Source organism: Brevibacterium permense (genome assembly GCF_025506275.1).
In the GTDB taxonomy this organism is placed as follows: Bacteria; Actinomycetota; Actinomycetes; order Actinomycetales; family Brevibacteriaceae; genus Brevibacterium; species Brevibacterium permense_A.
Genome location: NZ_QYCP01000076.1, coordinates 1 through 23,886, shown reverse-complemented (window position 1 = coordinate 23,886; position 23,886 = coordinate 1). Strand labels below are relative to the sequence as shown.

At 65.2% G+C, this 23,886-nt stretch carries 22 protein-coding genes and 1 tRNA gene; 12 read left to right on the top strand and 11 right to left on the bottom strand.

Annotated elements, in window-relative coordinates:
- The first annotated feature begins 107 nt into the window (after positions 1–107).
- The 5 genes from D3I60_RS04435 (at position 108) to D3I60_RS04415 (ending at position 5,960) form a co-directional block, all read left to right on the top strand.
- On the top strand, positions 108–1,322 hold the full coding sequence (locus D3I60_RS04435) for a metal-dependent hydrolase family protein (protein ID WP_262774928.1): 1,215 nt from the start codon (positions 108–110) through the stop codon (positions 1,320–1,322).
- A gap of 239 nt (positions 1,323–1,561) precedes the next feature.
- Positions 1,562–2,065 carry a DedA family protein gene (locus D3I60_RS04430; protein ID WP_262774927.1) on the top strand — a complete coding sequence of 168 codons (504 nt, stop codon included), beginning with the start codon at positions 1,562–1,564 and terminating at the stop codon, positions 2,063–2,065.
- 195 nt (positions 2,066–2,260) lie between these two features.
- Positions 2,261–3,652, top strand: coding sequence for a sodium:proton antiporter (locus tag D3I60_RS04425; protein WP_262774926.1), 1,392 nt, complete (start codon positions 2,261–2,263; stop codon positions 3,650–3,652).
- A complete protein-coding gene (locus D3I60_RS04420) occupies positions 3,649–4,821 on the top strand; it encodes an MFS transporter (RefSeq protein ID WP_262774925.1) in 1,173 nt (390 codons plus the stop codon). The genes D3I60_RS04425 and D3I60_RS04420 overlap by 4 nt, the downstream gene beginning before the upstream one ends.
- Positions 4,822–5,174: 353 nt before the next feature.
- Positions 5,175–5,960 (top strand): hypothetical protein, encoded by a 786-nt coding sequence (locus D3I60_RS04415; RefSeq protein WP_262774924.1) that lies wholly within the window; start codon positions 5,175–5,177, stop codon positions 5,958–5,960.
- Between the two features lie 16 nt (positions 5,961–5,976).
- Here D3I60_RS04415 and D3I60_RS04410 read toward each other — a convergent pair whose 3' ends face one another.
- From D3I60_RS04410 to D3I60_RS04375, 8 genes are all read right to left on the bottom strand, one after another.
- Entirely contained in the window at positions 5,977–7,491 is a 1,515-nt protein-coding gene (locus D3I60_RS04410; protein WP_262774923.1) for a terminase large subunit domain-containing protein, read from the bottom strand.
- Positions 7,488–8,132, bottom strand: a complete 645-nt coding sequence (locus D3I60_RS04405; protein ID WP_262774922.1) for a hypothetical protein — start codon at positions 8,130–8,132, stop codon at positions 7,488–7,490. The genes D3I60_RS04410 and D3I60_RS04405 overlap by 4 nt, the downstream gene beginning before the upstream one ends.
- Positions 8,129–9,088: a hypothetical protein gene (locus tag D3I60_RS04400; RefSeq protein WP_262774921.1), complete on the bottom strand. Its 960-nt coding sequence runs from the start codon at positions 9,086–9,088 to the stop codon at positions 8,129–8,131. The genes D3I60_RS04405 and D3I60_RS04400 overlap by 4 nt, the downstream gene beginning before the upstream one ends.
- Positions 9,089–9,174: 86 nt before the next feature.
- Positions 9,175–9,465, bottom strand: coding sequence for a WhiB family transcriptional regulator (locus D3I60_RS04395; protein WP_262774920.1), 291 nt, complete (start codon positions 9,463–9,465; stop codon positions 9,175–9,177).
- The gene (locus tag D3I60_RS04390) at positions 9,458–9,919 is read right to left on the bottom strand and encodes a hypothetical protein (protein ID WP_262774919.1); all 462 of its coding nucleotides are present in this window, start codon (positions 9,917–9,919) and stop codon (positions 9,458–9,460) included. Before D3I60_RS04390 ends, D3I60_RS04395 begins: the two co-directional genes overlap by 8 nt.
- A gap of 367 nt (positions 9,920–10,286) precedes the next feature.
- Positions 10,287–10,715 carry a hypothetical protein gene (locus D3I60_RS04385; protein WP_262774918.1) on the bottom strand — a complete coding sequence of 143 codons (429 nt, stop codon included), beginning with the start codon at positions 10,713–10,715 and terminating at the stop codon, positions 10,287–10,289.
- 397 nt (positions 10,716–11,112) lie between these two features.
- Positions 11,113–13,494 carry a bifunctional DNA primase/polymerase gene (locus D3I60_RS04380; protein WP_262774917.1) on the bottom strand — a complete coding sequence of 794 codons (2,382 nt, stop codon included), beginning with the start codon at positions 13,492–13,494 and terminating at the stop codon, positions 11,113–11,115.
- Between the two features lie 461 nt (positions 13,495–13,955).
- On the bottom strand, positions 13,956–14,150 hold the full coding sequence (locus tag D3I60_RS04375) for a helix-turn-helix domain-containing protein (protein ID WP_262774916.1): 195 nt from the start codon (positions 14,148–14,150) through the stop codon (positions 13,956–13,958).
- 92 nt (positions 14,151–14,242) lie between these two features.
- Here D3I60_RS04375 and D3I60_RS04370 point away from each other — a divergent pair, with 92 nt between their 5' ends.
- The 3 genes from D3I60_RS04370 to D3I60_RS04360 all read left to right on the top strand — a co-directional run bounded on the left by D3I60_RS04370 (position 14,243) and on the right by D3I60_RS04360 (position 16,548).
- Complete coding sequence (locus D3I60_RS04370; protein ID WP_262774915.1) at positions 14,243–14,848, top strand: hypothetical protein; 606 nt, start codon at positions 14,243–14,245, stop codon at positions 14,846–14,848.
- Positions 14,849–14,920: 72 nt separating this feature from the next.
- Positions 14,921–15,208 carry a hypothetical protein gene (locus D3I60_RS04365; protein ID WP_262774914.1) on the top strand — a complete coding sequence of 96 codons (288 nt, stop codon included), beginning with the start codon at positions 14,921–14,923 and terminating at the stop codon, positions 15,206–15,208.
- Positions 15,205–16,548 carry a tyrosine-type recombinase/integrase gene (locus D3I60_RS04360; RefSeq protein ID WP_262774913.1) on the top strand — a complete coding sequence of 448 codons (1,344 nt, stop codon included), beginning with the start codon at positions 15,205–15,207 and terminating at the stop codon, positions 16,546–16,548. The genes D3I60_RS04365 and D3I60_RS04360 overlap by 4 nt, the downstream gene beginning before the upstream one ends.
- A gap of 112 nt (positions 16,549–16,660) precedes the next feature.
- On the opposite strand, the gene D3I60_RS04355 is transcribed toward D3I60_RS04360, so the two are convergent.
- Positions 16,661–16,737 (bottom strand) — tRNA-Pro (locus tag D3I60_RS04355).
- A gap of 230 nt (positions 16,738–16,967) precedes the next feature.
- Here D3I60_RS04355 and gcvH point away from each other — a divergent pair.
- From gcvH to D3I60_RS04335, 4 genes are read left to right on the top strand one after another with little or no spacing between them, the layout of a single operon-like run.
- Entirely contained in the window at positions 16,968–17,372 is a 405-nt protein-coding gene (gene gcvH, locus D3I60_RS04350; RefSeq protein ID WP_262774912.1) for a glycine cleavage system protein GcvH, read from the top strand.
- On the top strand, positions 17,372–18,547 hold the full coding sequence (locus D3I60_RS19140) for an FHA domain-containing protein (protein WP_346659549.1): 1,176 nt from the start codon (positions 17,372–17,374) through the stop codon (positions 18,545–18,547). The genes gcvH and D3I60_RS19140 overlap by 1 nt, the downstream gene beginning before the upstream one ends.
- 10 nt (positions 18,548–18,557) lie before the next feature.
- Positions 18,558–19,043, top strand: a complete 486-nt coding sequence (locus tag D3I60_RS04340; RefSeq protein WP_262774911.1) for a bifunctional nuclease family protein — start codon at positions 18,558–18,560, stop codon at positions 19,041–19,043.
- 10 nt (positions 19,044–19,053) lie between these two features.
- Complete coding sequence (locus tag D3I60_RS04335; RefSeq protein WP_262774910.1) at positions 19,054–20,448, top strand: class II 3-deoxy-7-phosphoheptulonate synthase; 1,395 nt, start codon at positions 19,054–19,056, stop codon at positions 20,446–20,448.
- A 117-nt stretch (positions 20,449–20,565) separates the two neighbouring features.
- On the opposite strand, the gene D3I60_RS19135 is transcribed toward D3I60_RS04335, so the two are convergent.
- Positions 20,566–22,806, bottom strand: coding sequence for a protein kinase domain-containing protein (locus tag D3I60_RS19135; RefSeq protein ID WP_262774909.1), 2,241 nt, complete (start codon positions 22,804–22,806; stop codon positions 20,566–20,568).
- Positions 22,803–23,861 carry a LysM peptidoglycan-binding domain-containing protein gene (locus tag D3I60_RS04325; protein ID WP_262774966.1) on the bottom strand — a complete coding sequence of 353 codons (1,059 nt, stop codon included), beginning with the start codon at positions 23,859–23,861 and terminating at the stop codon, positions 22,803–22,805. The genes D3I60_RS19135 and D3I60_RS04325 overlap by 4 nt, the downstream gene beginning before the upstream one ends.
- Positions 23,862–23,886: the final 25 nt, after the last annotated feature.

Genomic DNA, 23,886 nt, shown 5'->3' with positions numbered 1-23,886 from the left:
TCTCCGCGTCACCGCCCTGATCGTCACGAAGCGGTCGTCCGTGATAGATGTGAGTAGACGATCGTTCGCGGTCGACCAGCTGATTTTCAACGATGAGGAGCACATCCATGGTCACAGTTCTCACCCACGCCACGGTCTTCGACGGAACCCGCTTCCTGCCCGGCACCCGGGACGTCGTCATCGACGGCAGGCGGATCGCCTCGGTGGCGGAAGGAGGGCAGGGTTCGCACAACGCAGGTGACGACTACGTGGACTGCACGGGGAAGACGATCATCCCCGGAGTCATCGACTGCCACGTCCACCTCACGAGCTCCGGCGCGGCAGCCACCTCGAACTTCCACGATCCGTTCTCGCTGCAGTTCTATACGTCCGTGAAGAACATGGAAGCCACCCTCAAGGGCGGAGTCACGACGGTGCGCGACGCCGGCGGCACCGACCTCGGTGCGAAGGTGGCCGTGGAGACCGGCGTGGTGCGCGGTCCGCGAATGACGATCGCGGTCAACATCATGTCCCAGACCGGTGGGCACGGAGACTTCCACCTCGTCTCCGGAGCCGAATCGCCGTTCTTGGCCCCGCACCCGGGCAGGCCGTCGGGAGTCGCGGACGGCATCGAGGAGGTGCGGAAGACGGCCCGCGAACTGCTGCGGGCCGGGGCCGACCACATCAAGATCTGCTCGACCGGGGGAGTGCTCTCCCCGCGTGACGACCCGCGCCACTCCCAGTTCACAGAAGCCGAGATCTCCGTCATCGTCGCCGAGGCGGCCGCCCAAGGTGCGTCCGTCATGTCCCACGCGCAGGGCGCACCGGGAATCAAGAACGCCGTCCGCGCCGGGGTGCGCTCGATCGAACACGGAATCTATCTCGACGACGAAGCCATCGACCTCATGCTCGAACACGGCACCTACCTCGTGCCGACCCTGCAGGCCCCGCAGGCCGTCATCAAGGCCGCCGACGCCGGTGCCGGACTGCCCGCCTCCGTCGTGGACAAAGCCCGTCGCGTCGTCGAGGCGCACCAGCAGTCGATCGCCCGTGCCTACGAGGCGGGAGTCCCGATCGCGCTGGGCACGGATGCCGGAGTCGGACCGCACGGGGAGAACCTCGAGGAGATCAGCCTGTTGGCCGAGGTGGGACTGTCCACGACGGAGGCGCTCGCCGCCGGAACCTCCGTGGCCGCCCGCCTGCTCGATGACGATCGGGTCGGCCGAATCAGCGAGGGCGGACTGGCCGACCTCGTCGTCGTGGACGGCGACCTGCGCACCGCCGACGTCCGTGGAATCGAGGACCGGGTCAACTCGGTCTACCTCGATGGTGGGCTCATCTGAGCGGTTGAGGCACGCCGCCGAGGCGGTGCCGGGCATTCTCCGGCACCGCCTCGGGCGCTCCGACTGCACCGCTTCGTGGGCGCCTGACGGCACAGTCGCCTCGGTGGGTGAGATCGGTCTCGACCGGCCGCTCTGTGAGGGAAACCTAACCTAACGGGGCTATGATGAGAGAGACCGATCCGTGAAGCCGCAGTGCGTCCGCGCAGCGCAATGCCCAGAGAGAGGAATGCGCCGAACCGATGAATCCGCTCGACTGGTCGTTTCCGATCGCAGTGACATGGCTGATCATGTTCGGCATCATCATCGTCCGCGCCGGCGGCACATTCGTCATCGGCCGTTTCGCCCGCAAGGGAATCCGCAAGTTCCACCGGGTCGAGAAGATCATGGCCGGACCCAAATACCGCCGCGCCGAGGACACCATCGACCGCTTCGGGGCACCCGTCGTGGCCCTGAGCTTCCTCACCGTCGGGCTGCAGACCGTGGTCAACCTCGCTGCCGGAACCACGGGGATGCGCTACCGCCGCTACGTCCCGGCTCTCGCCGTCGGCGGATCGCTGTGGGCGCTCATCTATTCGACCGTCGGGTTCCTCGGCTTCAAGGCGGTGGCCAAGGCCTACCAGGCCGAACCGGGACTGACCGTCGGGCTCGGTCTCGTCTTCGTCGTCGCGATCGGCGGTCTGCTCATCGGACTGCGCAAGGATCGCACTCCCGCCGAGGAATCGGCCTCCGCCTCGACGAACTGAACGGCACCCTTGCTGACTTGCCGGCCGCCTCGGCGAACTGAACGATCTTCGCCCGAGACTCTCTGCGTCCGTGCGGCAAGCTGCGTCCGTGTGGCAGACCGTGGTCCGATGCGCTGCGCGGGTTCAGTAGAGTAAGACAGCGTCAACGTCGACAGGACGAGACTGCTCGTCGACACTGAGTAAAGGAGTCCCCGGATGGTCGTGGCCTGGTGGAGCATCATTCCGTTCGTTCTGCTGCTCGGGTGCATCGCGGTGCTCCCGCTCATTCCGGCCACGGAGAAGATCTGGGATCGCAACCTCGTCAAGCTCATCGTCGCGCTCATCCTCGGTGTGCCGATCGCCGTGTGGTTCCTGCTCAGCGGAGAGTCGACGACCGTCATCCACGCGCTGCTCGAGTACTTCCAATTCATCATGCTCATCGGCAGCCTCTTCGTCGCCTCGGGCGGAATCTTCCTCGTCGGCGACATCGAGGCGACACCTCGGAACAACACGATCTTCCTGGCTGTCGGCGGTGTGCTCGCCTCGTTCATCGGCACCACAGGTGCGGCGATGCTGCTCATCCGCCCGATCCTCAACACGAACCAGGACCGCAAGCACCGCACCCACACGGTCATCTATACGATCTTCATCGTCGCGAACTGCGGCGGTCTGCTGACACCGCTGGGTGACCCGCCGCTGTTCCTCGGCATGCTGCGCGGAGTGCCCTTCGAATGGACGTTCGGGCTCTGGCCGTACTGGCTGTTCGTCAATGCCCTGCTGCTCATCAGCTACTTCGCGCTCGATAAGAAGATGTATGCGAAGGAACCCGCCGAGGCGCTGGCCAAGGACGCCGAATATGCGACGAAGCTCGGCCTGCGCGGCGCCAGCGGTCTGCTGTTCCTCGCGATCATCATCGTGGCCGTCGCGTTCATCCCCTCAGTCGACATGCATGCGATCGAAACAGGACACGCGAGCGCCTCGGACTTCGTGCCGTGGCGTGAGCTCGTCATGCTCGTCTCCGCGATGACGTCATTCCTCGTCGGCGACCGCGGTGCCCGGTTCAACCTCAACAAGTTCACCTGGACGCCGATCCTCGAGGTCGGGTCGCTCTTCATCGGCATCTTCCTCACGATGATGCCGGCCCTGCAGTACCTGGGGCAGATCGCCCACAAGATCCCGCTGGGCGAGATCTCCCTGTTCATCTTCACCGGCGGACTCTCCTCCGTGCTCGACAATGCTCCCACCTATGTGACCTTCTTCGAGATGGCCGCCCAGGTTCCGGGCGAACCGAAGGTGGCGGGAGTGCCCGAGACGCTGCTCATCGCGGTCTCGCTCGGCGCCGTCATGGGTGGGGCCATCACCTACATCGGCAACGGACCGAACTTCATGGTCAAGTCCGTCGCAGATTCGGCGAACGTCGCGATGCCGAGCTTCGGCGGCTACGTGTGGTGGTCGCTGCGCCGCCTGGTGCCGATCCTCGCCTCGATGGTGCTCATCTTCATGACCGGTTCGCTGTGGTGGATTCTGCTCGGAGTCCTGGTCGCCCTCGTGATCCTCGGTCAGGCCGGACGTGACCTGCGCGCGGCGAAAGTCGTCAAGGCAGAGTGAGGGCCGCAGCCGGGGTCGGCCTCTACTTCACCGGCAATGGTGCCGTCTTCGCCGCTCTCCTGCCATGGTATCCGCTGCTTGTCGACCGACTCGGACTGAGTTCCTGGCAGTTCGGCCTCGTCGTCGCCTGCTTCGCCGGCGGGTCGCTGCTGTCCTCGGTCCTGCCCGCCGCCCTCATCGCCCGATTCAGAGCGCACCGAGTCGTCATCGGCGGGACGGTGATGCTCGGTGTGGCCGCCTCGGCGACGGCATGGTCGGTCAACGGCGTGATGATGGCGATCTGTCTGCTCCTGTTAGGGTGCTGCGATGCCATCGTCGATGTCGCGCAGAACGTCGTCGGCATCTCCGTCCAGGAACGGGCCGGTCGCACGATCCTGTCGTCGATGCATGCGCTGTGGAGCCTCGGCGGTCTGCTCAGCGGAGCCGCTGCAACCGCGGCCGCCAGCTCCGGTGCCGATATGCGAGCGTGGCTGGGGCTCATCGGCGTAGCCGCCGTGGTCATCACGATCGTGGGACGCCGCCTCATCGGAGACTATGCCTCGCCGAGGCGGATCGCCGATTCCGATGCCGCTCCGGAAGGCCGTGGCGGAGACGGGGCCGTAGGGCGATCGAAACGGATGGTCCTCTGGGCGGCGCTGCCCTTGGCGATCGTCGCGATCTGCGGTGCCGCGGTCGAGGACATTGCGAACAACTGGGCGGGGCTGGCCGCGGTCGAATTCGCAGGAGTTCCGGCCGCCTCGGCGGGGATCGCCTTCAGCGTCGTCATCGGCAGCCAATGCCTCGGACGATTCAGCGGGGACGTGCTCGTGACGAGGTTCGGAGCCGGCAGGATCGCGGGCTTCGGTGGCGGTCTCATCGCATGCGGCGGAATCGGCGTCATCGCAGCCCAGGAGCCCGTTCTGCTGCTCGTCTCGATGGGAGCGCTCGGATTCGGGTCAGCGACGCTCGTACCCGGAGCACTGGGAGCGGCAGGTCGTCTGCCCGGGGTCGGGCGTGCCGGGGGAGTGACGCTGGTGAATTGGCTGATGCGGGTGGGGTACCTCGGGACGAGTCCGCTGGTCGGGGTCATCGCCACCGGAGGGGGACTGCGGTGGGGACTCGGCATCCTCGTGCTCGTCGGCCTCCTGACGGTGGTCTTCGCGAACCGCTTGGACGTCCGTCGGACCTGACGAGTGCGGGCGGGATGTTCCCTGGCTCGAGTCAAGTCCCCTGGCCTGAACTGAATAGACGACGCCGTAACGCGGGGCAGACAGGTTCGGGGAACGAAAAATGTGCCGCTCCTTCGTTTCAGCGAAGTGGCGACACATTCTATTGCAAGCGGGTCGTGACCCAAGTGGTCGGGCTAGCGGGATTTGAACCCACGACCTCTTCACCCCCAGTGAAGACCAGGCGTAGCCCCTCGGCGCGTCCGACCCAATTTCATGCGGTTCTCTCGGCCTACCGACCTATCTCGTCGTGTCTCATTCTGCCTCGTTCCGTGCCTTCTGTGAGAGGTTTGTGAGAGGGCGAGTACACTCCATAGATGAGTAAGAATCCCAAACGCGTCATGGACGTCGCGGAAGCGGCCAATTCTCTCAAGGCCGTCTTCATCACTCAGTACCTCGCGTTGTTCGCAATGCGTCATCCAAGCACTCCAATCTTGTCTTGGTACTGCCGGTTGTCTGGTATATCGGAGGACTCCGACATCCCGATGGACCTGCTCAGGCAAGACGAGCAAGAGGGTCTTCGAGTTTCAGCCAAACAGGCGTTTGAAAGGGTCCAAGAGCTTCCAAGTGTGGAGGTGCAAAAAGACCTGCTCTCAGGGCCGATGCTCATCGGGGCAATGAAAATTGGTGAACTCGTGCAACGGTATGGTCTCGGTCAAGGGCATCGACCACTTACACAGTTTGCCCGGCATTTCAGAAATGCCGCCGCTCATGGTGATCGGTGGAACTTCAAGAAGGGCGAGCCTCTGCATCCTGCCTATACCCGGCACGTCAGCCTAGACAATACGCTCCACGGTTCCCGCGCCACCTTCACTAAGGTTGGACCGTATGAGTACTTCATGTTCTTGGACGAAATTGTCGCCCTCGCGGGCCAAGTGGCTGTCGAACAAGCTGTAAAAATTGTCCACCGACAACGCGAGGGAAAAGGCCTTGTCGACTTGCACCGGCATCTGCAACGTGAGATGGAAGTAAGAGGCATGTTATGCACCGATCCCTCGGTCCAGGCGAATATCGCATACTTCACCACTCAGATTTTGAGCGGCAAGTTACCCGAGGTCAGCGTCTCGCCGACGGAGTACCCCGTCCAGAACGGCACCGCCTAGCCGCCTCAGGGCGAGGCTACCTCCGTCGCGGTGGGACGAGGTACCTCGTGTTCTGCCGGTAGGGACTGCCGATCAGGCCGCCCGTCGGTGTGGACTTCTGCCGCGCTCGGGTGATGCTCTGCGGGGTCGGTAGACGGTGTTCATCGTCCGGAGGCGGGGGCGGAGTCCTGCCCGGAATACTGATCCCACCAGTCAGCGCGGCAGGACGCGATGAGAGATCGGCGACGATCATGCCCACAGCGACCACGAGGTCGTCATGGGTACCGGGCGGGTTCTGGAGCTTCACGGTCGAGGGGCCGGTCTCGACCATGCGGGCGCTCATGAACTCCTGCCTCACCTCCTCATCGTCGGGCAGGGACACTGAGCGGTCCCGGAGTGCTCCCCACAACGACCGGGCGAGGCGGTTCGCCCCTGCCGAGGAGAAGACGAATTCCTCGGTGCGGATGCCCTGCCGCTCCAGTGAGGTGGTGAGCTGTTCGGCCTGCATCCGGTCGAACCTCAGTTTCGCGCCGTACTCACGGCAGACTCGGAGGGTCGCCGCCTCAACCTCGCCGAGGTCCACGCGACCCCCGCTGTCCGACGGTCGCCAGCTCATGACCTTGTCGATGATGAACTCCCGGCCCGTCGTGCGCTCCTCGGCGTGGCCGACCGCGAGGGCGGTCAAGTCTCGCCGGGTGCCCACGTCCAGGGCCGCAACATACTCACGGCGAGGATCGGGGGCGAGCACCTGGTCGCCGGGACGGATGACGGCCTCGATGTCGGCGGGCGTGGTCAGCGCGTCGTCGGCCTCGGACCACTCGCACAGGATCAGCCGCCGCCACTCCGAGGGGGTGAGGTCGTCTTTCACCTCGGCGATGTCCTCCTCGGACCACCAGGGCGAGGGGCCAGGGTGGAGGGAGGTGTTCCACGCTGGAGAGGTCAGGGCCTTCTGCCACTTCTTGGCACCGATGCCCGTGGGACTTCCTGCCGTCGTGATGACGATCAGCCTCGACCCTGGCACCTTCGGCACCGCTGAGGAGATGGCCGACCACAGCGTTCTGTGGTTCGGTGTGTTCGGCCACACGGCCAGCTCGTCGACGATCTGGAGCCATGGCCGTTTACCGAACGCTGAGGCCCCGTCGGAGGTCTCGACGGTCAGGGTGGCACCCGTCGCGGTGTTCTCGACCGTCCGGCCCAGGACTCTCGCCCTCGACCGGAGTCCGGCGCGGTCGACGAATCCGCTCAGCGCCTCCATGGTCAGTTCGGCCTGATCCGCGTCTGAGGCATAGACCAGTGAGGTTGAGTTTGCTGGGGCCTCGGTGAGGAGGAGGGCGAGGGTGATCCCGGCGATGTCGGTCGTCTTGCTCATCCCTCGTCCTCGCAGGAGGTAGTGCCGTCGAGGAGCCGACGGCCCGGAATCGAGCACTGCCCGAGCATCAGCCAGTTGGAACGGGTACGCCTTCTCGCCCCACCTCGCGCCGTTCTCCAGCGGCAGGGCCGCGAGGAGGTCGAGCGCGGCGGGATCGGTGGCGGTGGTCGGTGTCCTGCTCATCGGCCATCCTCCTCTTGCTCAGGTGTGGTGGTGGATGTCGTGGCGACTGCCTCACCCTCGGCCCGCACACGGTCAAGTGCCGCGATCACGGGGTCGGGGCCAGCGTCGAGCACCGCTCGACCCTGCTCGACCAGCGCGTCGAGTTCGGCACCGCCGCCGCCCACGCCAGTGCCCTCGCGCAGTGCCTTCGCCCTGAGCAAGGACAGCTCGGCCTCAGAGCGGGGGTCCAGCCCGAGGCGGTCTCGGGCGGCTGTGGCACTGTTCTCGAACCACTTGAGCATATGCACCTGCGACGTGCGCGGTAGGCCGTCCTCGTCGATGATGCCCACCTCGTCGAGGTGACGACGCAGGAGCGCGGCCCTCGCCTCGGCATCCGCCCATGCCGCCAGGGCCTCGGGGTATTTCTTCAGGTCGGGCCTGTCGTCGACGATGCCCGCCACGAGGGCGGCGGACACAGCCGAGTAGACCCTCGGGGACCTGTGCCCTCTCTGAAGACTCACGACGTTGTTCTCAGAGAAGTCCGGGTGTTTCGGTGAGCCATTGCCTGCACCTTTCGCCGGGCGGTACCAGCCGGGCCACTGCTCGGGCGGGAGCTTGGCGACCTCAGCGGCGGTCAGACCCTTGTTCGTTTTCCTGCTCATCGCCCGATCCTGCCGCTCTCGAACTTCTCCCGCAGGTCAGCGAGGTCGATATGTGCCCAGGGGGTCGGGTTCGGCTCGATGTCGAGCACGCCCCAGGCTGGAGGATCGAGGCGCACGTTCTCGATGCCGAGCTTGCGCGAGATGCCTGCCGCCTCCAGCACGAGACGCGCCATCATCGACTGCCCATAGGCCCCGTACGCCTCAGCGGCATCGGCGCACGTCCGGCACACCGACACGCTCAGGTGGGCGGTCGAGGTGCCGCCGAGCGAGGACGGCGACACCCGAGCCTCGGCCCAGACTCTCGATGCCCGCGAGGGCAGGGCCTCGACCGAGGCGACCCCGCAGAGGTAACACCCGCCGCCCGTCGGCGCGGTGATCGGCTGGGGCCGCTCGGTCAGGGCGCGCAAGTAGGAGGCCACTGCACGACGGGCCTCCGCCCTCCGCTCCTCGGGCACGTGCGCCCACGGCAGAGCCGCGCCGCTGTCTTCCTTGGCCTCGGCCTCGGCGACGGGGGCGAATCTGCTCTCCCACACCAGGCCCAGGGCCTCGGGCGTGAGATGACGGATGGCGAGGCGGACTCGTCGCGCCGAGGTCAGCTTGAGGTCGGTCTCGGCCACGGCGGCAACGGCGAGGGCACGCTCGACGGCGGTGTTCGCTATTGCGTCGGCGAGGTACTGCCCTCTCCCTGTCGGGTGCTCGATGTTGACCGCCACGGCCTGCTCCCGGCGCTCCTCGCAGGTGGTGCACCTGGTCATGGTGGTCTCGAACTCCTGCGCGGCTTGCCGTTGCAGGGTCGGGGAATTGCCCCGGTACTCCCTGCCCCACGAAGTGATGGTGTCCTGCCCGTGCTGGACAGTGGGCGCGGTCGCCACACCGCAGACGCGGCAGGCGAGCCAGCCGTCGGCCAGCTCGACGATGGGGGTGAAGTTCTCAGCGTAGGGGTTGGTCTGGATCATGGTGGGGCCTTTCGTCGTGGTGGTGAGTCGTCGCCACAGCCTCGTCAGCCGTGGCAAATTGTTGATGGTGTCGGCGTGGGGGTGGATCACAGCGGATCCCCGCCATTGCGGCTCAGCGGTCGAGGCTCCCCGCCGCGCCATTTGCCCGCCCAGAATCCCGCTTCTGGTCTCGCCGTGGTGGCGAACTCCCGGCACAACTCCAGCAGTGGGCAGGATCGGCAGGTCTGCCTCATCTCGACGTGGTCGCGGAGACCGCCATCGCGCCGTGTGCGGTCTGAGATGAACCGCTCGTCCCCCTCGCAGGCGGGACGCTCCTCGGCCATCGCGTCGTACAGCGGCGAGAATGCCACCGTGGGGCCGATTCTTGGTCTAGGCATGGTCCTCGCCTCCGAGCCTCGCGTCGGTTCGGTCCTGCGCGCCCTGTGCGCCGAGTGGGGCGCTTGCCGAGGCCACCACCGCCGCGACGGTCGACTGCCCCGACCTCCGGCTGTCATCGGCCAGGATCGCCGCCTCAAGCCTCATCACGTGCAGGTGGCAGTCGTTGAAAATGCGAGCGGGGTAGCCGAGGTTTCCTCGGCACCAGCTACCGCGCTTCGACCGGCAGATCGGGCAGGGCGTGTCCTTCGCCGTCTCGACGAGGTCGAACAGCTTCGAGCGCTTCGGGACGTGGGTCGACGGGGCCGTTTCGCCCTCCTCCCTGCAAACCTGTGAGCGATCCTGTGAGAAGTACCGGTTCGAATGGGGCATCGCTCCAGGTGAGGGCGTAGGCGAGTTGTCGGACCCACTTCTCCACTCGGGAAGTGGGGCATACGTGCCATGCTCGGCGCTCATGCCGCGTACCTCCTCGCCTTCGTTTCGGCAGGTCGAGCAGACAGGCTCACCAGCTCATGCCACGCGGGGCCGTTGCAGGTGTGACCACAGCGGGAAGAATCCAGCCATGCCCTCGCCTTCCCCGCGTCCGCCTCGGTCGCGTACAGGGCAACCGTGAGGCCACGTCCGCAGTGGCTCAGGACGGCGTGGGGTCCGTCGCCCATCACCCATTCGGCGCGCGGCCACTGGCACCGTGCGAGCGCCCTATGTGACCGGTGCACGCGACCGCAGGTGTGTGGAGTAGGCCGGGCCACTGTCGAGGCGAACTCGGTTGCCAGGCGGACGAGGTTGACTAGGACTGTCGCCGCCATCTCATGCGGGGGAGTGGTCATGGTGTCCTCCTCATCGCGGGGGTGAGGCGGAGACCGAGGCCGTCCGAGTCCAGCGCGATCCACCCACGCCCGAGGGCATAGCGCTCGACGTAGCGCTCAAGGGCATCCTCCATCTCGACGGCGATGACCTCGTCGGGCAGTACGTACACGCCCGGAGCGACGAGGACGCACCAGTCGCCGAAATCGTCCAGGTGCACCCATCCGTCAATGCCGAGCCTGTTCGCCCTCAGGTCCTCGATAAGGGCCTCAGCGATGGACGCGACGAACCGTGAGAACTCGATCCCGGCGGTAAGGCTCGCGAGATCAGGCAGGGGCCTGAGGGCATCTCTCGCGGTCGTGGCCGCCTCTGTCAGGTTCTCCATGGGGGTGATGGGTCGGTCCTCGTTCCCACTCAGAGGGGTGTGGTTGAGGTCGTGGTTGGTCATTGCGATCTCCTCGGAATCTTGGACTCGCGCACGCGCGAGGACGGTAGCAGTGCAGTGGTGTTCTGATCTGGGGCGGAGTGCCTCGCCCATCGAGCAAGGTTTCTTGTCTTCGGAATCTCGATTTGAGTGGTTCCGGTAATACGTGAGTGGTCCTGACTTGTCAGGACCACTGAAACGCCCCTATCCACTTTGAGTGGTCCGGGACCACTCAAACGCCCGACTTCCCCTAGAACTCGCGGATCGCGCTTCTCGATTTTCAGTGGTCCTGAGTGGTCCTGAGTGGTCCGGGACCACTCACAGCCCCACCAATTCGAGTGGTCCCGAGTGGTCCCCACCCCTAGGTGGGGACCACTGAGGACCACTCGCGGGCCGGTCCCCGGACCAGTCGAACTTCTCATCAGTCGACCCCCTTTTCCGGACCTTCGTCGGTGCTGACGGCGAACGGTCGAACCAACGTGAAAGTCTCTCGCCGTCGAGGCCCGGAGGCCTTCTCCACATAGCCCTCGTCGACCAAGGCGGCCAGTGCCGTGCCCACCGTCTCATTGGCCCCGCGAACGTTCTTGCGCACCTCTCGCCCGGTGCGCTCGTCCTCGCCGTGCGCGCTCGCTAGGTAGCGGGCTACAGCCTCCATCACCCGTGTCGGGCGGAAACCTCCGGTCTGCCCTCCAGCGTTGCTATCGGCCCCGCCCTCGGTCACCTCGACTAGGTCGAGTCCGACGGTCACGCCCTCAGCCGCTCCAGTGGCCGACACCATGAGCGCGGCCACCTCGGACCCCGCGACCCAGTTGCCCAATCTGTCCTTGACTACCTTGAGACGCGCCTCGCCGCTGATGCCACGGGCGAACGGTTTCTTCACCTTCTGAATGACCTGGACGCCCGTGATCGCCGCCTTCTTCCGGTAGCTTCCCGCCGCGTACCCGTCGCCCGTGCCGCCGATGGCCGCCGCCTTCGTGATGTGATCAAGGATGAGCACACACGGGCCGGTGGGGTGCTCGGCGATGCGCTTGGGCACCTCGGCAAACCACCGAGTCGCATCCTTGTCGGCGTTCGGGTCGCCGCCGTGGTCGGACAGGGACTCACCCACGGAGTCGATGACGACCAGCGACGGGGCAACCTCTGTAAGCCGGGCCGAGAACTCCTCCCACGCGGGTGTGAGCCTGCCTGAGGGAGAGATGTAATCGAGGTGCGAGCGGATCGAGGCGCCCGGCACTCCTGCCTCCAACAGGCGGCCCACGATGCCCACGGCGGAGTCCTCCAAGTCGAGATACATGACGTGATGCTCAGCGGCCAGCTCTTGCGCGACGACCGTGAGCGCGGTCCACGACTTGCCTGAGCCACTATCTCCGGCGAGGCCATTGATTCGGCCCTTGTAGAACAGTGCGGTACCGTCCTCGCGCGCCATGCTCAGCCGCCCGAGCGTCGGGCGCTCGCGGGTGATCGTCCCGGACTCCAGACCCGTGATGATGGTGTCGAGGTCGACAGGACGCCACCTCGCCAGCTCATCCACAGAGATATCCACAGGATCGCCTTCGGCCACGTCGACCGTCTCGGGCACGATTTCCACCTCGACGGAGGGCTCAGCCGTGGTCGTCACGATTTCGACCCCTTCGGTTCCCACTCTCTTGATGTCGGCGGGACGGTCGCCGACGTGCTGGAAGGCGCTCGCCCACTTGTGCTCAGCTTGTCTGGAGCCGAACTGTCGACTCTGAGGACAGGCCGCGAGAAACTGCTTGCGCACGTCGTCGAGTGGGTGCCCTTCGGGGTCGGCATTGCTCAGCTCGACCAGGCGCACCGCCGCCACGAATGCGCCCATGTCCCAGCCGTGGCCGCGCTCATTGCGTTGACCTTCGCCGAGGTTGCCCAGGTCGCGCAGGTCAGCGAGTACACCCTCGACGGCCTTCTCGACGTAGGCGCTCGGAACGGTCGTGCGGGCCTCAGGCAAGCTGAGGTCAACAGTTGCCGACGCACCCGAGTCGTGTCGCCGATCTCTCTGCCCCTGACGTATGTCCTCAGGGCGGCGCATGAGGTCGAGAAGCACCTCGGGCACCGTGAGCGCGCTCAGCATCGTCACTCCCTCGTCGTCGTCGACGATGGGGAACAGGTCACGCACAGCGCCCGTGTCCTTCTTAGCGGCGGCGAGGTGATAGCCGAGGTCGGTGGTGATGCGGTAGAACGCTCCCGAGGCATGACGGCACCCCGGACCGACGACGTAGAAGCCAGCGCCTCGCACATCGACATGCGGGGCCACCGCACCAGAAGCCGTGAGCAGGTCCACGCCCTCGGGCACGGCAGCATAGAGGTGCACGCCTCCGTCGGTGCGTCCGGTCGTTACCCTGAGGGTCGAGCGTGCCCAGACTGAGACCTCAGCATGCCTTGCGGCCAGCTCATCGAGCCACGCTCGGCCCTCAGGGCCGTCGAGGTCGAGCACTGCCAGGCCACGACCGCAGAGGAGGCCCCAGTTCGGTCGTTGCCCCATCGTCCGCTGGACCTCTATCTCATGGTCGAGCACCTGTTCGGCGCGGCTGAACGGCTGGGACCTCGATCCCAGGCCCTGAGCGTGAGTGGGTTGCTTGCCCTCAGGCACCAGCGCCACCACGGGCACGCCCGCCTCTGCCGCTGTCGCCGCGTTGAGTGCCGCCGATGAAGCCAGGCCATCATCAAGCTCGGCGACCAGGTCGTCGAGGTCGAAACTTGCGGAGACGTCAGCGAGAGGTAGCGTGGTACGTGCTCCTCCGTTTTTGAGCGGTTCTGCCTGGGCCGCGCTTTCACTCTCACTCAAGTTCAGAGATGGCGCGGGGGAGCTGGTCATGAACACCGCGTCAGCGGGTGAGGCCTCCCGAGTGATGACGGGAGGCCTTTCTCGTATTCGTGTCGCTCTCATGTCGTCCTTTCCGGAAGTGAGAGGGCCGAGCGGCCCTCGTCGGACTGCCCGGCCCTTACGCTCAGCGGCAAATGCTTGTGTGTCTGCGCTGTCTCAGAATCGTTGCGATGCAAGTCGCCCGCCCCTCTGTCTGCGGCGATCCCAGTCACCGAACGCGGCAACGACCTCCTCGGGCGAGCGCGACGGCGCGGCCTGCATACGGGCCTCGACAGCTCGCCTGGCCTCCTCGGCCTGCCGTGCTTGTTCCTCGACTTCCCGCCGTCGAGCTTCAGCCTGCCGCCGCCGCTCCTGTTGTCGAGCCTCCACGGCGGCGAGCATGTCCGCCCGACGTAGCTGTCGGCGGTGCTCTTCCTGACTCATCATCGCGCGGCCCCGGCGATGAACTCGGCGAGGGCGGACTCGGGCACTCGGAGGAGTCGCCCGACTCGAATAGCGCGGAGCGTGCCTTCAGCGATGAGTGGGTAAATGGTCGTTGGCGTACAGCCGAGATGTTCGGCCACCTCGGACACCTTGAGCACCCGCTCAATCGTGGGGGCTTCGGAAATTGCGGTCACTGTCATCTCCCTAAGTTGTGGTGTTTGACTCGGTTTCGGTTGGTCTGCGTCCTTGACTTTACAGACAGTTTTGAGGCGCGTAAACTGGATGCATGATTGCAAAACGAGACAGTTTAAAGGCCATGACTTGGCATCGCGTTGAGTCGCGGCCTCAGGCTCCGCCCGGCAAGTATCTCGATGCCCTGCGCAGTGAGTTGGGTGGCCGAGACGACGATGAGCAGGTGCAAATGACCGTCGGTCAGGTGCGCGAACTGCTCGACGCGCTCGCGCCGCCTAAGACACTCCCCGGCGCTCAGGTGTACGACCCTGAGCGCGGAGTCACCTATCGGGTAACTCTTCAGGGTGAGGCTGGGGATCGGTCGTTGCGCACGGTCGAGGTGATCCCGGATGAGGGTGTCGTGGACCCGAGCGTCTACCGCGTACCCGCGAGCCTCCTCACGGCGATGACTGCCGAGGTCGTCGCCGCCACAAAGGGCGGGCGTGTCACCCTAGATAACCGCAATGACGTGGCCCGAGGTCATAGGCCGAGCGCCCAGGAACTCGCCCAGCTCATTCGTGAGGAGCACACCCGGAACAGCATCGCCGAGAAATTTGATCGCAAGGTCTCGACGGTCGACCAGTGGTTGCGCAGAGCACGGCGCGAACTGCCTGACGAGTTCCCCGAGGCCACGAGAGGCCCCAAGTCCACCAGTAAGTAATTAGAACGGCCCCGGAGCATCCCGCCAAGAACGTCACCGAGGCCGCTGGTCAGAATTCAGAACGGAGAAAACATGACCACGTATCACCCTACCTATCTCACTCTCGCCGAGGCCATAGAGCCACACCTGAGCGTGATCTACAGCTCGGAGGCTCCTGTCGACCGCCTCGGTGAAGTCGATACCACCACAGGCCTCATGTTGACCAGGATCGCTGACAGCGCCGTCGTGTACCGTCTCGGCGGCGGTCAGCGCCGCGACGACGACCGAGTGAGGCAGATGGCCGCTCAGCTCATCGCGGAGGGTGCTCTGCCCCTGAGAGGCGGAATTGTCCGCTTCACCTCTGAGGAGGTGGCGGCATGAGCACGGGTAACCGCAGAGCAGTCCCCGCCGACGCTCTCAAGACGTGTCCCTCGTGCGGAGAGTCCCGAGGCAACCGCCGACAAGGCTGGGGGCCGATCCACAAGGGCGATGAGGTGGTCGGCTACACCTGCCCCAATTGCCCGATGTGGGATGAGCCGATCCGTCGAGTCGAGACTGCACGCGGCGTTCGCTTCCGCGTCGTCGTCGATGCCACGCCCCGAGGCGCGGCCAAGCGCAAGCAAGCGACCAAGACTCTCGACAGTCTCAGTGAGGCGCGCCAGTTCGTCGCTGAAGTGCGCGCTGAAGTGTCTGAGCGTGGTGGGTTGGATTCCCGGACGCTCACTGTGAAGTTGCTCGTCGAGAAGTTCGTCGCCTCGCACTCGAACGTCCGCAAGACGACGGCGGAGAACTACCTGTATCGGGCCAAGCCGATTACGGACGCCCTCGGCGATATCCCCGTCCGTGACCTCAGGCCGTCGCACGTCGACGAGTTCAAGGCTGATGCCCTGTCGGGGAAAATCGCCCGCCGGGACGGCAAGCCCTACGCTGTGACGACAGTTAGAGGTGCGATCAAGCATCTCGCCCAGGCGCTCGACTACGCGATCCGTGACGACATCATTACGCGCAACGTTGCTCGTGTCGTAGACATGCCGACGGCTCGGCAGGTTATCGGTGTCGATCTGGAACATTGGAAGACGACGGGCCGGGGGAGCGCGGCTATGTGCGCCGACCTCGACAAGTTCCGCGCCAAGGCCGACCTTGTGCGCCTCGCCGGGGCATGGCGACTCACCTTGTGCGGACTCACCCGTGCCGACGTGATGGGACTGAGGTGGTCCGACGTGGACCTCGACACGGGCACCGTGGCGATTCGACAAGGTCGCGTGATCGCGGACAAAGGTAGCGGAGATGCCGTGGGGGAGACGAAAAGCCCTCAGCGTCGTCGCACCGTTCCGGTCGAGGAGGTCGAGCCGGGCACGCTTGCTCTGTTGCGGAAGCTCAAGACTCGGCAGAGTCGAGAGAAGATGGAGGCGGGAGCGGCCTACGCCGACACGGGCTATCTCGTGGTCGATGAGCTAGGGCACCCGATCCGGCCCGAACTCTACTCGGATCACTTCCGTGCACTCTGCAAGCGGGCCAAGGTGCCTGTAATCCACCTCCACAGCGTGCGTCACACTCTCGCGTTCCTCATGCACCGCCTCGGGGTGCCTCCCGTCGACGCCGCCGCGTTTCTCGGGCACACCGTCGAGGTCCATATCGGCACTTACCTCAAGGATGCTGGGTCAGATGGAGTCGGGCAGGCGGGCAGTACGCTCGGCGCTCGCCGTCGGAAAGCGAGCTGACGCTCTCGCGGTTTGTGAGAGGCCCTGTGAGAGGTAAACGAAATGCCCCGCCACATAGTAAGTGTGACGGGGCATTCTTCCGCTTAAATTCAAGCAAGTTGAGCGGTTGATGTGGTCGGGCTAGCGGGATTTGAACCCACGACCTCTTCACCCCCAGTGAAGCGCGCTACCAAGCTGCGCCATAGCCCGTTACCGTACTCCCTCGTGGGCAACGAGAACTAGCTTATACCGATCGGAGGCCAACTGCCAAAACCGCGTTCCGTGACCTTCGAAAAACAGGTATCATCCCAGGTAGATACCGAAGAAGTGGGGCTTGCAGATACCTGACAGGGTGACTCAGTAACATTTCCGTTTCGTGATTGTTATGAAAGTGGCCCAGGCGGCTATGCTTGGTACACCGACAAACTAGAGGAGTCGACATGGCAGATCTGGATTATCCAGTGTCTTTGCGGTACTCGCGCGACCACGAGTGGGTTGCGACCACGGAAGACAATGCAGTAGTCCGTGTGGGTATCACTGATTTCGCCCAGGAGCAGCTGGGTGACGTCGTCTATGTCGACCTGCCTGAAGCCGGGGATTCGGTCGCCGCAGGGGAGTCCTGCGGCGAAGTCGAGAGCACGAAGAGTGTCTCCGACCTGATCGCACCTGTGTCAGGGACCGTCACAGAGGTCAACGACTCACTCGACGATTCACCGGAGACCGTGAACTCGTCTCCCTTCGAAGACGGGTGGATGTATCTCGTCGAACTCAGTGACCCCGCACAGCTCGAATCGCTGATGGACAGCGAAGCGTACAAAGAGCTCATTCAGACCGAGGAGGCGTAATGTCGCAGAACCACGATCAGAATCGTCCGTCCCCCTCGCAGCCCTGGTATGACAACGGACAGGTCCCACAGTCGAAGAAGTTCCCGTTCGGGGCCGGAAACGGCAATGGCGCTGACGAGTCGGCGACTCGGATGAACCCTCAGGTCGACCAGAACGGTCAGGGGAACACCCCTCCCTACGGTCAGCAGCCTGCCGACGGCGCCCCGCAGGCACCGCAGTACGGCAACGACCAGAATCACGGGGGCACGCCGCAGGGCGGTCAGAGCTATGGCAATGGCCAGCAGTTCGGCGGAACGCCCCAGGGAGCACAGAACTACGGTGGCACGCCCCAGGGTGGCCGACAGTACGGCAACGGTCAGCAGTTCGGCGGCACCCCGCAGGGCGGACAGAACTATGGTGCGTCGCAGCCGGCGAATCAGCCGTATGCCGGACAGGGTCAGGGCAGCCAGGGGCAGCCGCAGTATCAGCCTCAGCAGAATCAGTATCCGCCGCAGAACTACGGCCAGCCGCAGGACAGCCAGGGGCAGCCGCAATACGGCTCCAATGGTGCCGGTCAGTTTGCGCAGCCTCAGGGCAGCCAAGGCCAGCAGCAGTACGGTAACCATCCGCAGCAGGTTGGCCAGCAGCAGTACGGTTCGAACGGGGCCGGCCAGTACGGCCAGATCGATCCGAACCAGCAGCAGGGCGGCCAGCCCGGCCCCGGCCAGTATGGTCAGCCGCAGTCCGGCCAGCCCCAGTCTGGCCAGCCACAGGGCGCTCCGACGAACGGCGGACAGGACCCGATGAACGATTCGGGCAGCCAGCAGTTCCAGGGAATCCTGGATCCGCACACCGGCGAGATCCACCCGGTGCCCGACCTCGAAGGTCTGCAGGACGCTGATGCTCTGCTCGTCGTCGTCTCCGGACCGGACTCCGGTTCTCAGATCCTGCTCGACACTGACGTGGTTACGGTGGGTCGCAGCCCGAACGCCGATATCTTCCTCGATGACGTCACGGTCTCGCGTAAGCATGCCGAGTTCATCCGCACTCCCAGCGGGTTCACTCTGCGCGACACGGGTTCGCTCAACGGCACCTATGTGGGCCGTCAGCTCATCGACTCCATCGAACTGCAGAACGGAGCCGATGTGCAGATCGGCAAGTTCCGAATGATCTTCCAGCAGCGTCCGCGCTCCTGACCGGGGGATAATGTCAAAAGTCGAAGTCGAGGTTGTCGGCGTCCGCATCGAAATGCCCGCCAATCAACCGATTCTGCTGCTCAAGGCCAGCGAACCTGCTTACTACCTGCCGATCTGGGTCGGTGCGATCGAGGCCAATGCGCTCTCGATCGCGCAGCGGGGACTGACCCCGCCGCGCCCCATGTCGCATGCTCTGCTGCTCGACGTCCTCGAAAAGTACGGGGCCGAGCTGCAGGACGTGACGATCACCGGCAAGGACGGTCAGATCTTCCTGGCCGAGCTGCATACGAATGACGGGAAGTCGATCTCCGCGCGTCCTTCGGACGCGGTGACTCTGGCGCTGACAGCCGACTGCCCCGTGTTCGTCGAAACACAATTGCTTGAAGAGTCCGGAATCGAAGCTCCCGAGGCCGATGAAGAGGAAGTCGCACAGTTCAGAGACTTCCTCGACAATGTCTCGGCCGAGGACTTCGAGACCGGCCCCGAAAACCCATGAAAGCGAAACATTGAGTCTCCACACCGATCCGGTCCTGTCCAACAGAGAAATCGCCGCTGCCGGCCACGATAATCTCCGCGGTCTCGACGACTGGCGAGAGATGGATCCGAAGCAACAGCCGACGTATCTCGACAGTGCCGCGCTCGACGAGGTGCTCACCGATCTGCGCAACTCTCCTCCGCTGGTCTTCGCCGGTGAAGCCGATGTGCTCAAGCAGCGGATCGCCGCCGCCTCGCGCGGAGAAGCCTTCGTCCTGGCGGGCGGCGACTGCGCCGAATCCTTCGACGGAGCCCAGGCGGACAAGATCCGGGCTCGTGTGCAGACGGTTCTGCAGATGGCGGCCGTGCTGACCTACGGCGGATCGATGCCCGTGGTGAAGATCGGCCGCATGGCCGGTCAGTTCGCGAAGCCGCGTTCGGCCGATGTGGAGACCCGTGACGGAGTAACTCTGCCGTCGTTCCGCGGCGACATCGTCAACGGCTACGAGTTCACCGAGGAATCCCGCCGACACGATCCGGAACGTCTGCTCAAGGCGTACCACATCTCCGCTTCCACGCTGAACCTCATCCGTGCGTTCACCCAGGGCGGCTTCGCCGATCTGCGATTCGTCCACGACTGGAACCGCGGATTCCTCGCATCGAACCCCGGCTACCAGCGCTACGAGCAGACCGCTGCCGAGATCGACCGTGCCATCCGCTTCATGGATGCCTGCGGAGCCGACTTCGATGCGCTCAAGACCACCGAGTTCTACGCCGCCCACGAGGCGCTGCTGCTCGAATACGAACGTGCACTGACTCGCATCGACTCACGCACCGGTGAAGCCTACGACGTGTCCGGGCACTTCCTGTGGATAGGCGAACGCACCCGCGAGATCGACGGCGCCCATGTCGACTTCCTGTCCAAGGTGCGCAACCCCATCGGCGTCAAGCTCGGACCCACTGCCACGGCTGATGACGCCCTGGCCCTGGCCGAGAAACTCGACCCGGACGCCGAGCCCGGCCGCCTGACCTTCGTCACCCGCATGGGTGCCGGTCAGATCGGTGAGTCGCTGCCGGCTCTGCTGTCGGGAATCGGCGACCGTCTGCCGCATGTGACCTGGGTCTGCGACCCGATGCACGGCAACACGATCACCTCGAACACCGGGTACAAGACCCGCCGCTTCGAAGACGTCATGGCCGAGGTCGAAGGATTCTTCAACGCGCACCGCGATGCGGGCACGATCCCCGGTGGACTGCACATCGAACTCACCGGCGATGACGTCACCGAGATCATGGGCGGGGCCACCGAGATCGACGACGAAGGCCTGCGTCGCCGCTACGAAACCCTCGTCGACCCGCGCCTCAACCACGATCAGTCGCTGGAGATGGCGTTCCAGGTCGCCGAGTACCTCACCCGTCGGCAGTAACCGCCAGCACTGACAAAGCCGGGGGCTCCGCAGAATCTCTGCGGAGCCCCCGGCTTTGTCGTCTGACCGACGGGAATCATCTTCGTCTGACCGACCGTCGTGCCTGACCGACGAGTCCTATTTGTCTTTGTCGTCTTTCTTATCGTCGTCAGGCTTCTTGTCCTTCGAGCTGTCCTTCTCGTCCTTCTTGTCATCCTTCGAGTCGGAGTCTTCCTTCTTCTCCTCGCCCTTGGACACGCGGACGATGATGAGCGAGTTCGCGGGCTTCGCCTCGGTGCTCTTCGGGAACTGCGAGACGACCTTGCCCTTGGGGACGTCGTCGGAGAACACTTCGTCCTTGCCGACGCGGAATCCGCGTTTGGCCAGGGTCGCATAGGCGGCGTCGAAGGTCAGCCCCTCAACGTTGGGAACCGGGATCGGCGCGACGCCCTTGGACACGACGAGATTGATCTTCTCGCCCTTCGACAGCTTGGTTCCGGCTTTCTGCGATGCCGAGATGACGGAGTCCTTGGCGACAGTGTCGCTGTACTTCTCCTCGACCTTGCCGACCTCGAGGTTGACCTTCTTCAGCGCGGCCTCTGCTTCGTCGCGGCTCGTGCCCTCGAGCTTCGGAACCGCGAACTTCTCCTCACCCTTGGACACGACGACCGTGACCGAAGAGTCGGGGGCCAGCTCCGCACCACTGACGGGTTCGGTGCCGATGACAGTCCCGGCGGGAACCTTGTCGTCGAAGACCTCTTTGGGCTCGGCCTTGAGATCGTTGTCCTCCAGCTGCGATGTGACTTCCTCGACGGGCTTGCCCGCCAACTCACCGGGAACGATGGATTTCGGTGTAGGCAGGTTCGCCACCACGAACCAGGCGACCAGAGCGAGGACGGCGACCACGGCGACGAGTCCCGTGAGGACACGACGTCGGCGACGTCGGACGGGAGATGCCCCCGCCGAGGCGGCCGCGGAGCCGACGACCACCGCAGCCTTATCGTTGCGTTCGGAATCCGATTCCTTCGACTCCGGTTCGTCGTCGGCGTCCTCTCGATCACCGGAATCGTCCGAGTCTGCAGGGTCGTCGGCAACACCTGCCGCTTTGGCTCCTGTCGTGTCTGCGTCGGGGGAATCGGAGGCGGCACCGGCACCGGCAACTGCGGCGCCGGCTACTCCGACTCCTGCCGCAGCGACGGCGGCCGCGCCGGCAGCACCGTCCGTGTGGTCGTCATCGTCACGATCGGCGTCATCGTCAGGATCAGAGTCGTCCGATTCGGTACCGTCGACCCCGTCGGCATCGTGGTGGGAAGCTTCCGCGGCAGCCGCCTCGGCGGAGGACTCGTCGTCATCGGCATCGTCGGAATCAGCCGCACCGGTGTCCGCCTCGGTGCCGTCCTCTTCGCCTTCGAGATACGGGATCTCGTCGGTGCGGGAGCGCTTCTCCTTCGGCACCTCTTCGCCGAGGTCGATGCTCGCGGTGAGCACGGGGGAGTGCTCACCGGTGGCGATCTGCGGATCTCCGAGGTCGAGCTCGGCCTCGGACATCTCCGCACGCGCTTCCGCCAAGGCTAAGCGGAATTCGGCGGCATCGGCAGGTCGGTCCTCGGGGTCCTTCGACGTCGCCCACAGCACGAGCGCGTCCAGACGCGGACTCAGGCGGGTGACGATGTCCGACGGCGGCGGAACCGTGTCGTGGACGTGACGGTACGCGACCTGGATCGGTACGTCGTCGGTATACGGCTGAGCACCGGTGAGCATCTCGTAGAACATGATGCCGACCGTGTACAGATCGGTGCGGGAATCTGCTCCGGCTCGGGTGACGAGTTCGGGAGCAACATAGCCGACCGTGCCGATGAGGGTCTTGGTCGTCGTTGCCGTGGTCACGGCTCGGGCCAGACCGAAGTCGGCGAGCTTGACCTGACCGTCGGTGCCCAGCAGCACATTGTCGGGTTTGAGATCGCGATGGATGATCCCGGTCGAGTGCACGGCCTCGAGCGCGGCGAGGATCGCATCGAGGACGACGATCGCCTGTCTGGGGGTGAACGTGCCGCGGTGCTTGAGCTCGCGTCGCAGCGTCACCGACGGCAGGTATTCCATGACGAGGTAGACGATGTCGCCGTCGCGCGCCTGATCGTGGATGGCCACGAGGTTCGGGTGGGTGAGCCGCCCGGCGTTGATGGCCTCCCGGCGGAAGCGTTCGACGAAGGTGTCATCGGAGATGAGGTGCTCGTGCATGACCTTGATCGCGATCTCACGGTCGAGTCGCAGGTCGGTGCCGCGGTAGACCATGGCCATGCCGCCGCGGGCGATCTTGGCATCGATGCGGTAGCGGTCATTGAGCACCGTGCCGATGAGCGGATCTCGGCGGGCGGTCACAGGGCCTCCTCCAAACGCGCACGCTGCAGCTGGACGGCGCGGACGAAGGCCTTCGTCTCCGGCAGCAGTCCGTCGGCGCGAACCGAGCGCAGGTCCTGGTAGTAGCCGGCGATGGCTTCGTTCTCCGATTCGGCGGTTTCGATGAGCCAGCCGAGGATGACGGTGCCGGCGACGATATTGTCTTCGATGTCGAGCAGGTCGAGTCCGCGACCGACGATATCGGACGCCCAGCGACCGGATCGGGGAGTGATCTGCATGATCCCGATCGCGTTGCCGGCCGAGACAGTCGTGTGCTGGAATCCGGATTCCGCGGCGGCGACGGCCTGCATGAGGGCGGAATCGGCGCCGAGTTCGACAGCCAGCGAGGCGACGAGCAGCTTCGCCTGAGCCGGGGCCGGATGGCGGCGGTGCAGCAGAGTGTATTTGTTCAGTCGCGCCGCGTGGAGCACCGAGGGGCGGATGCCCTCGACCTGCGCGCTGGCGGCGACGCGGGGGACGTCGCTCGGCGGTTCTGCCGGGGTGCGACGCGGGCGGGCCTTCGACGGACGCAGCAGGAGGAGTTCGCCGACCGTGATGAACGAATCATCGCCCATGGCGTTGGCCTGCCGCAGGATCGCCGGCGAGATTCCGTGCCGCGCCGCGATCCCCTGCAGGGTGTCACCCGGGGCAACGACATGCGAGGGATCATCATCGGGCAGATCGTTCTTCTCCGGCAGGGACAGGACCTGCCCCCGGTGGAGGTTCTGACGCGGCGAGATGCGGTTAAGTTCGGCCAACGCGGGCACTGAGACGCCGTGTTTGCTGGCCACACCGTAGAGGGTGTCGCCCTGCTTGACTTTGTACGTGCGGCCGCCGTGGGTGACGGGAACGGTGGCACTCGCGGTGCCCGAGATCCACTGCGGACCGGTGCTCGAGGCGGCTGCTTCCTCGTCAGCGTAGCGACGGTCGGATGTGTCCTCGACGCCGTCATCGGACTGATCGTCGGGGACGGCCGATTCTGCTGCGGCGGCGGGGGACCGATCATCAGCGGACGCGGTAGAGCCCGGGGCCGTCATCGTCGCCGAGGCGGCCGATGAATAC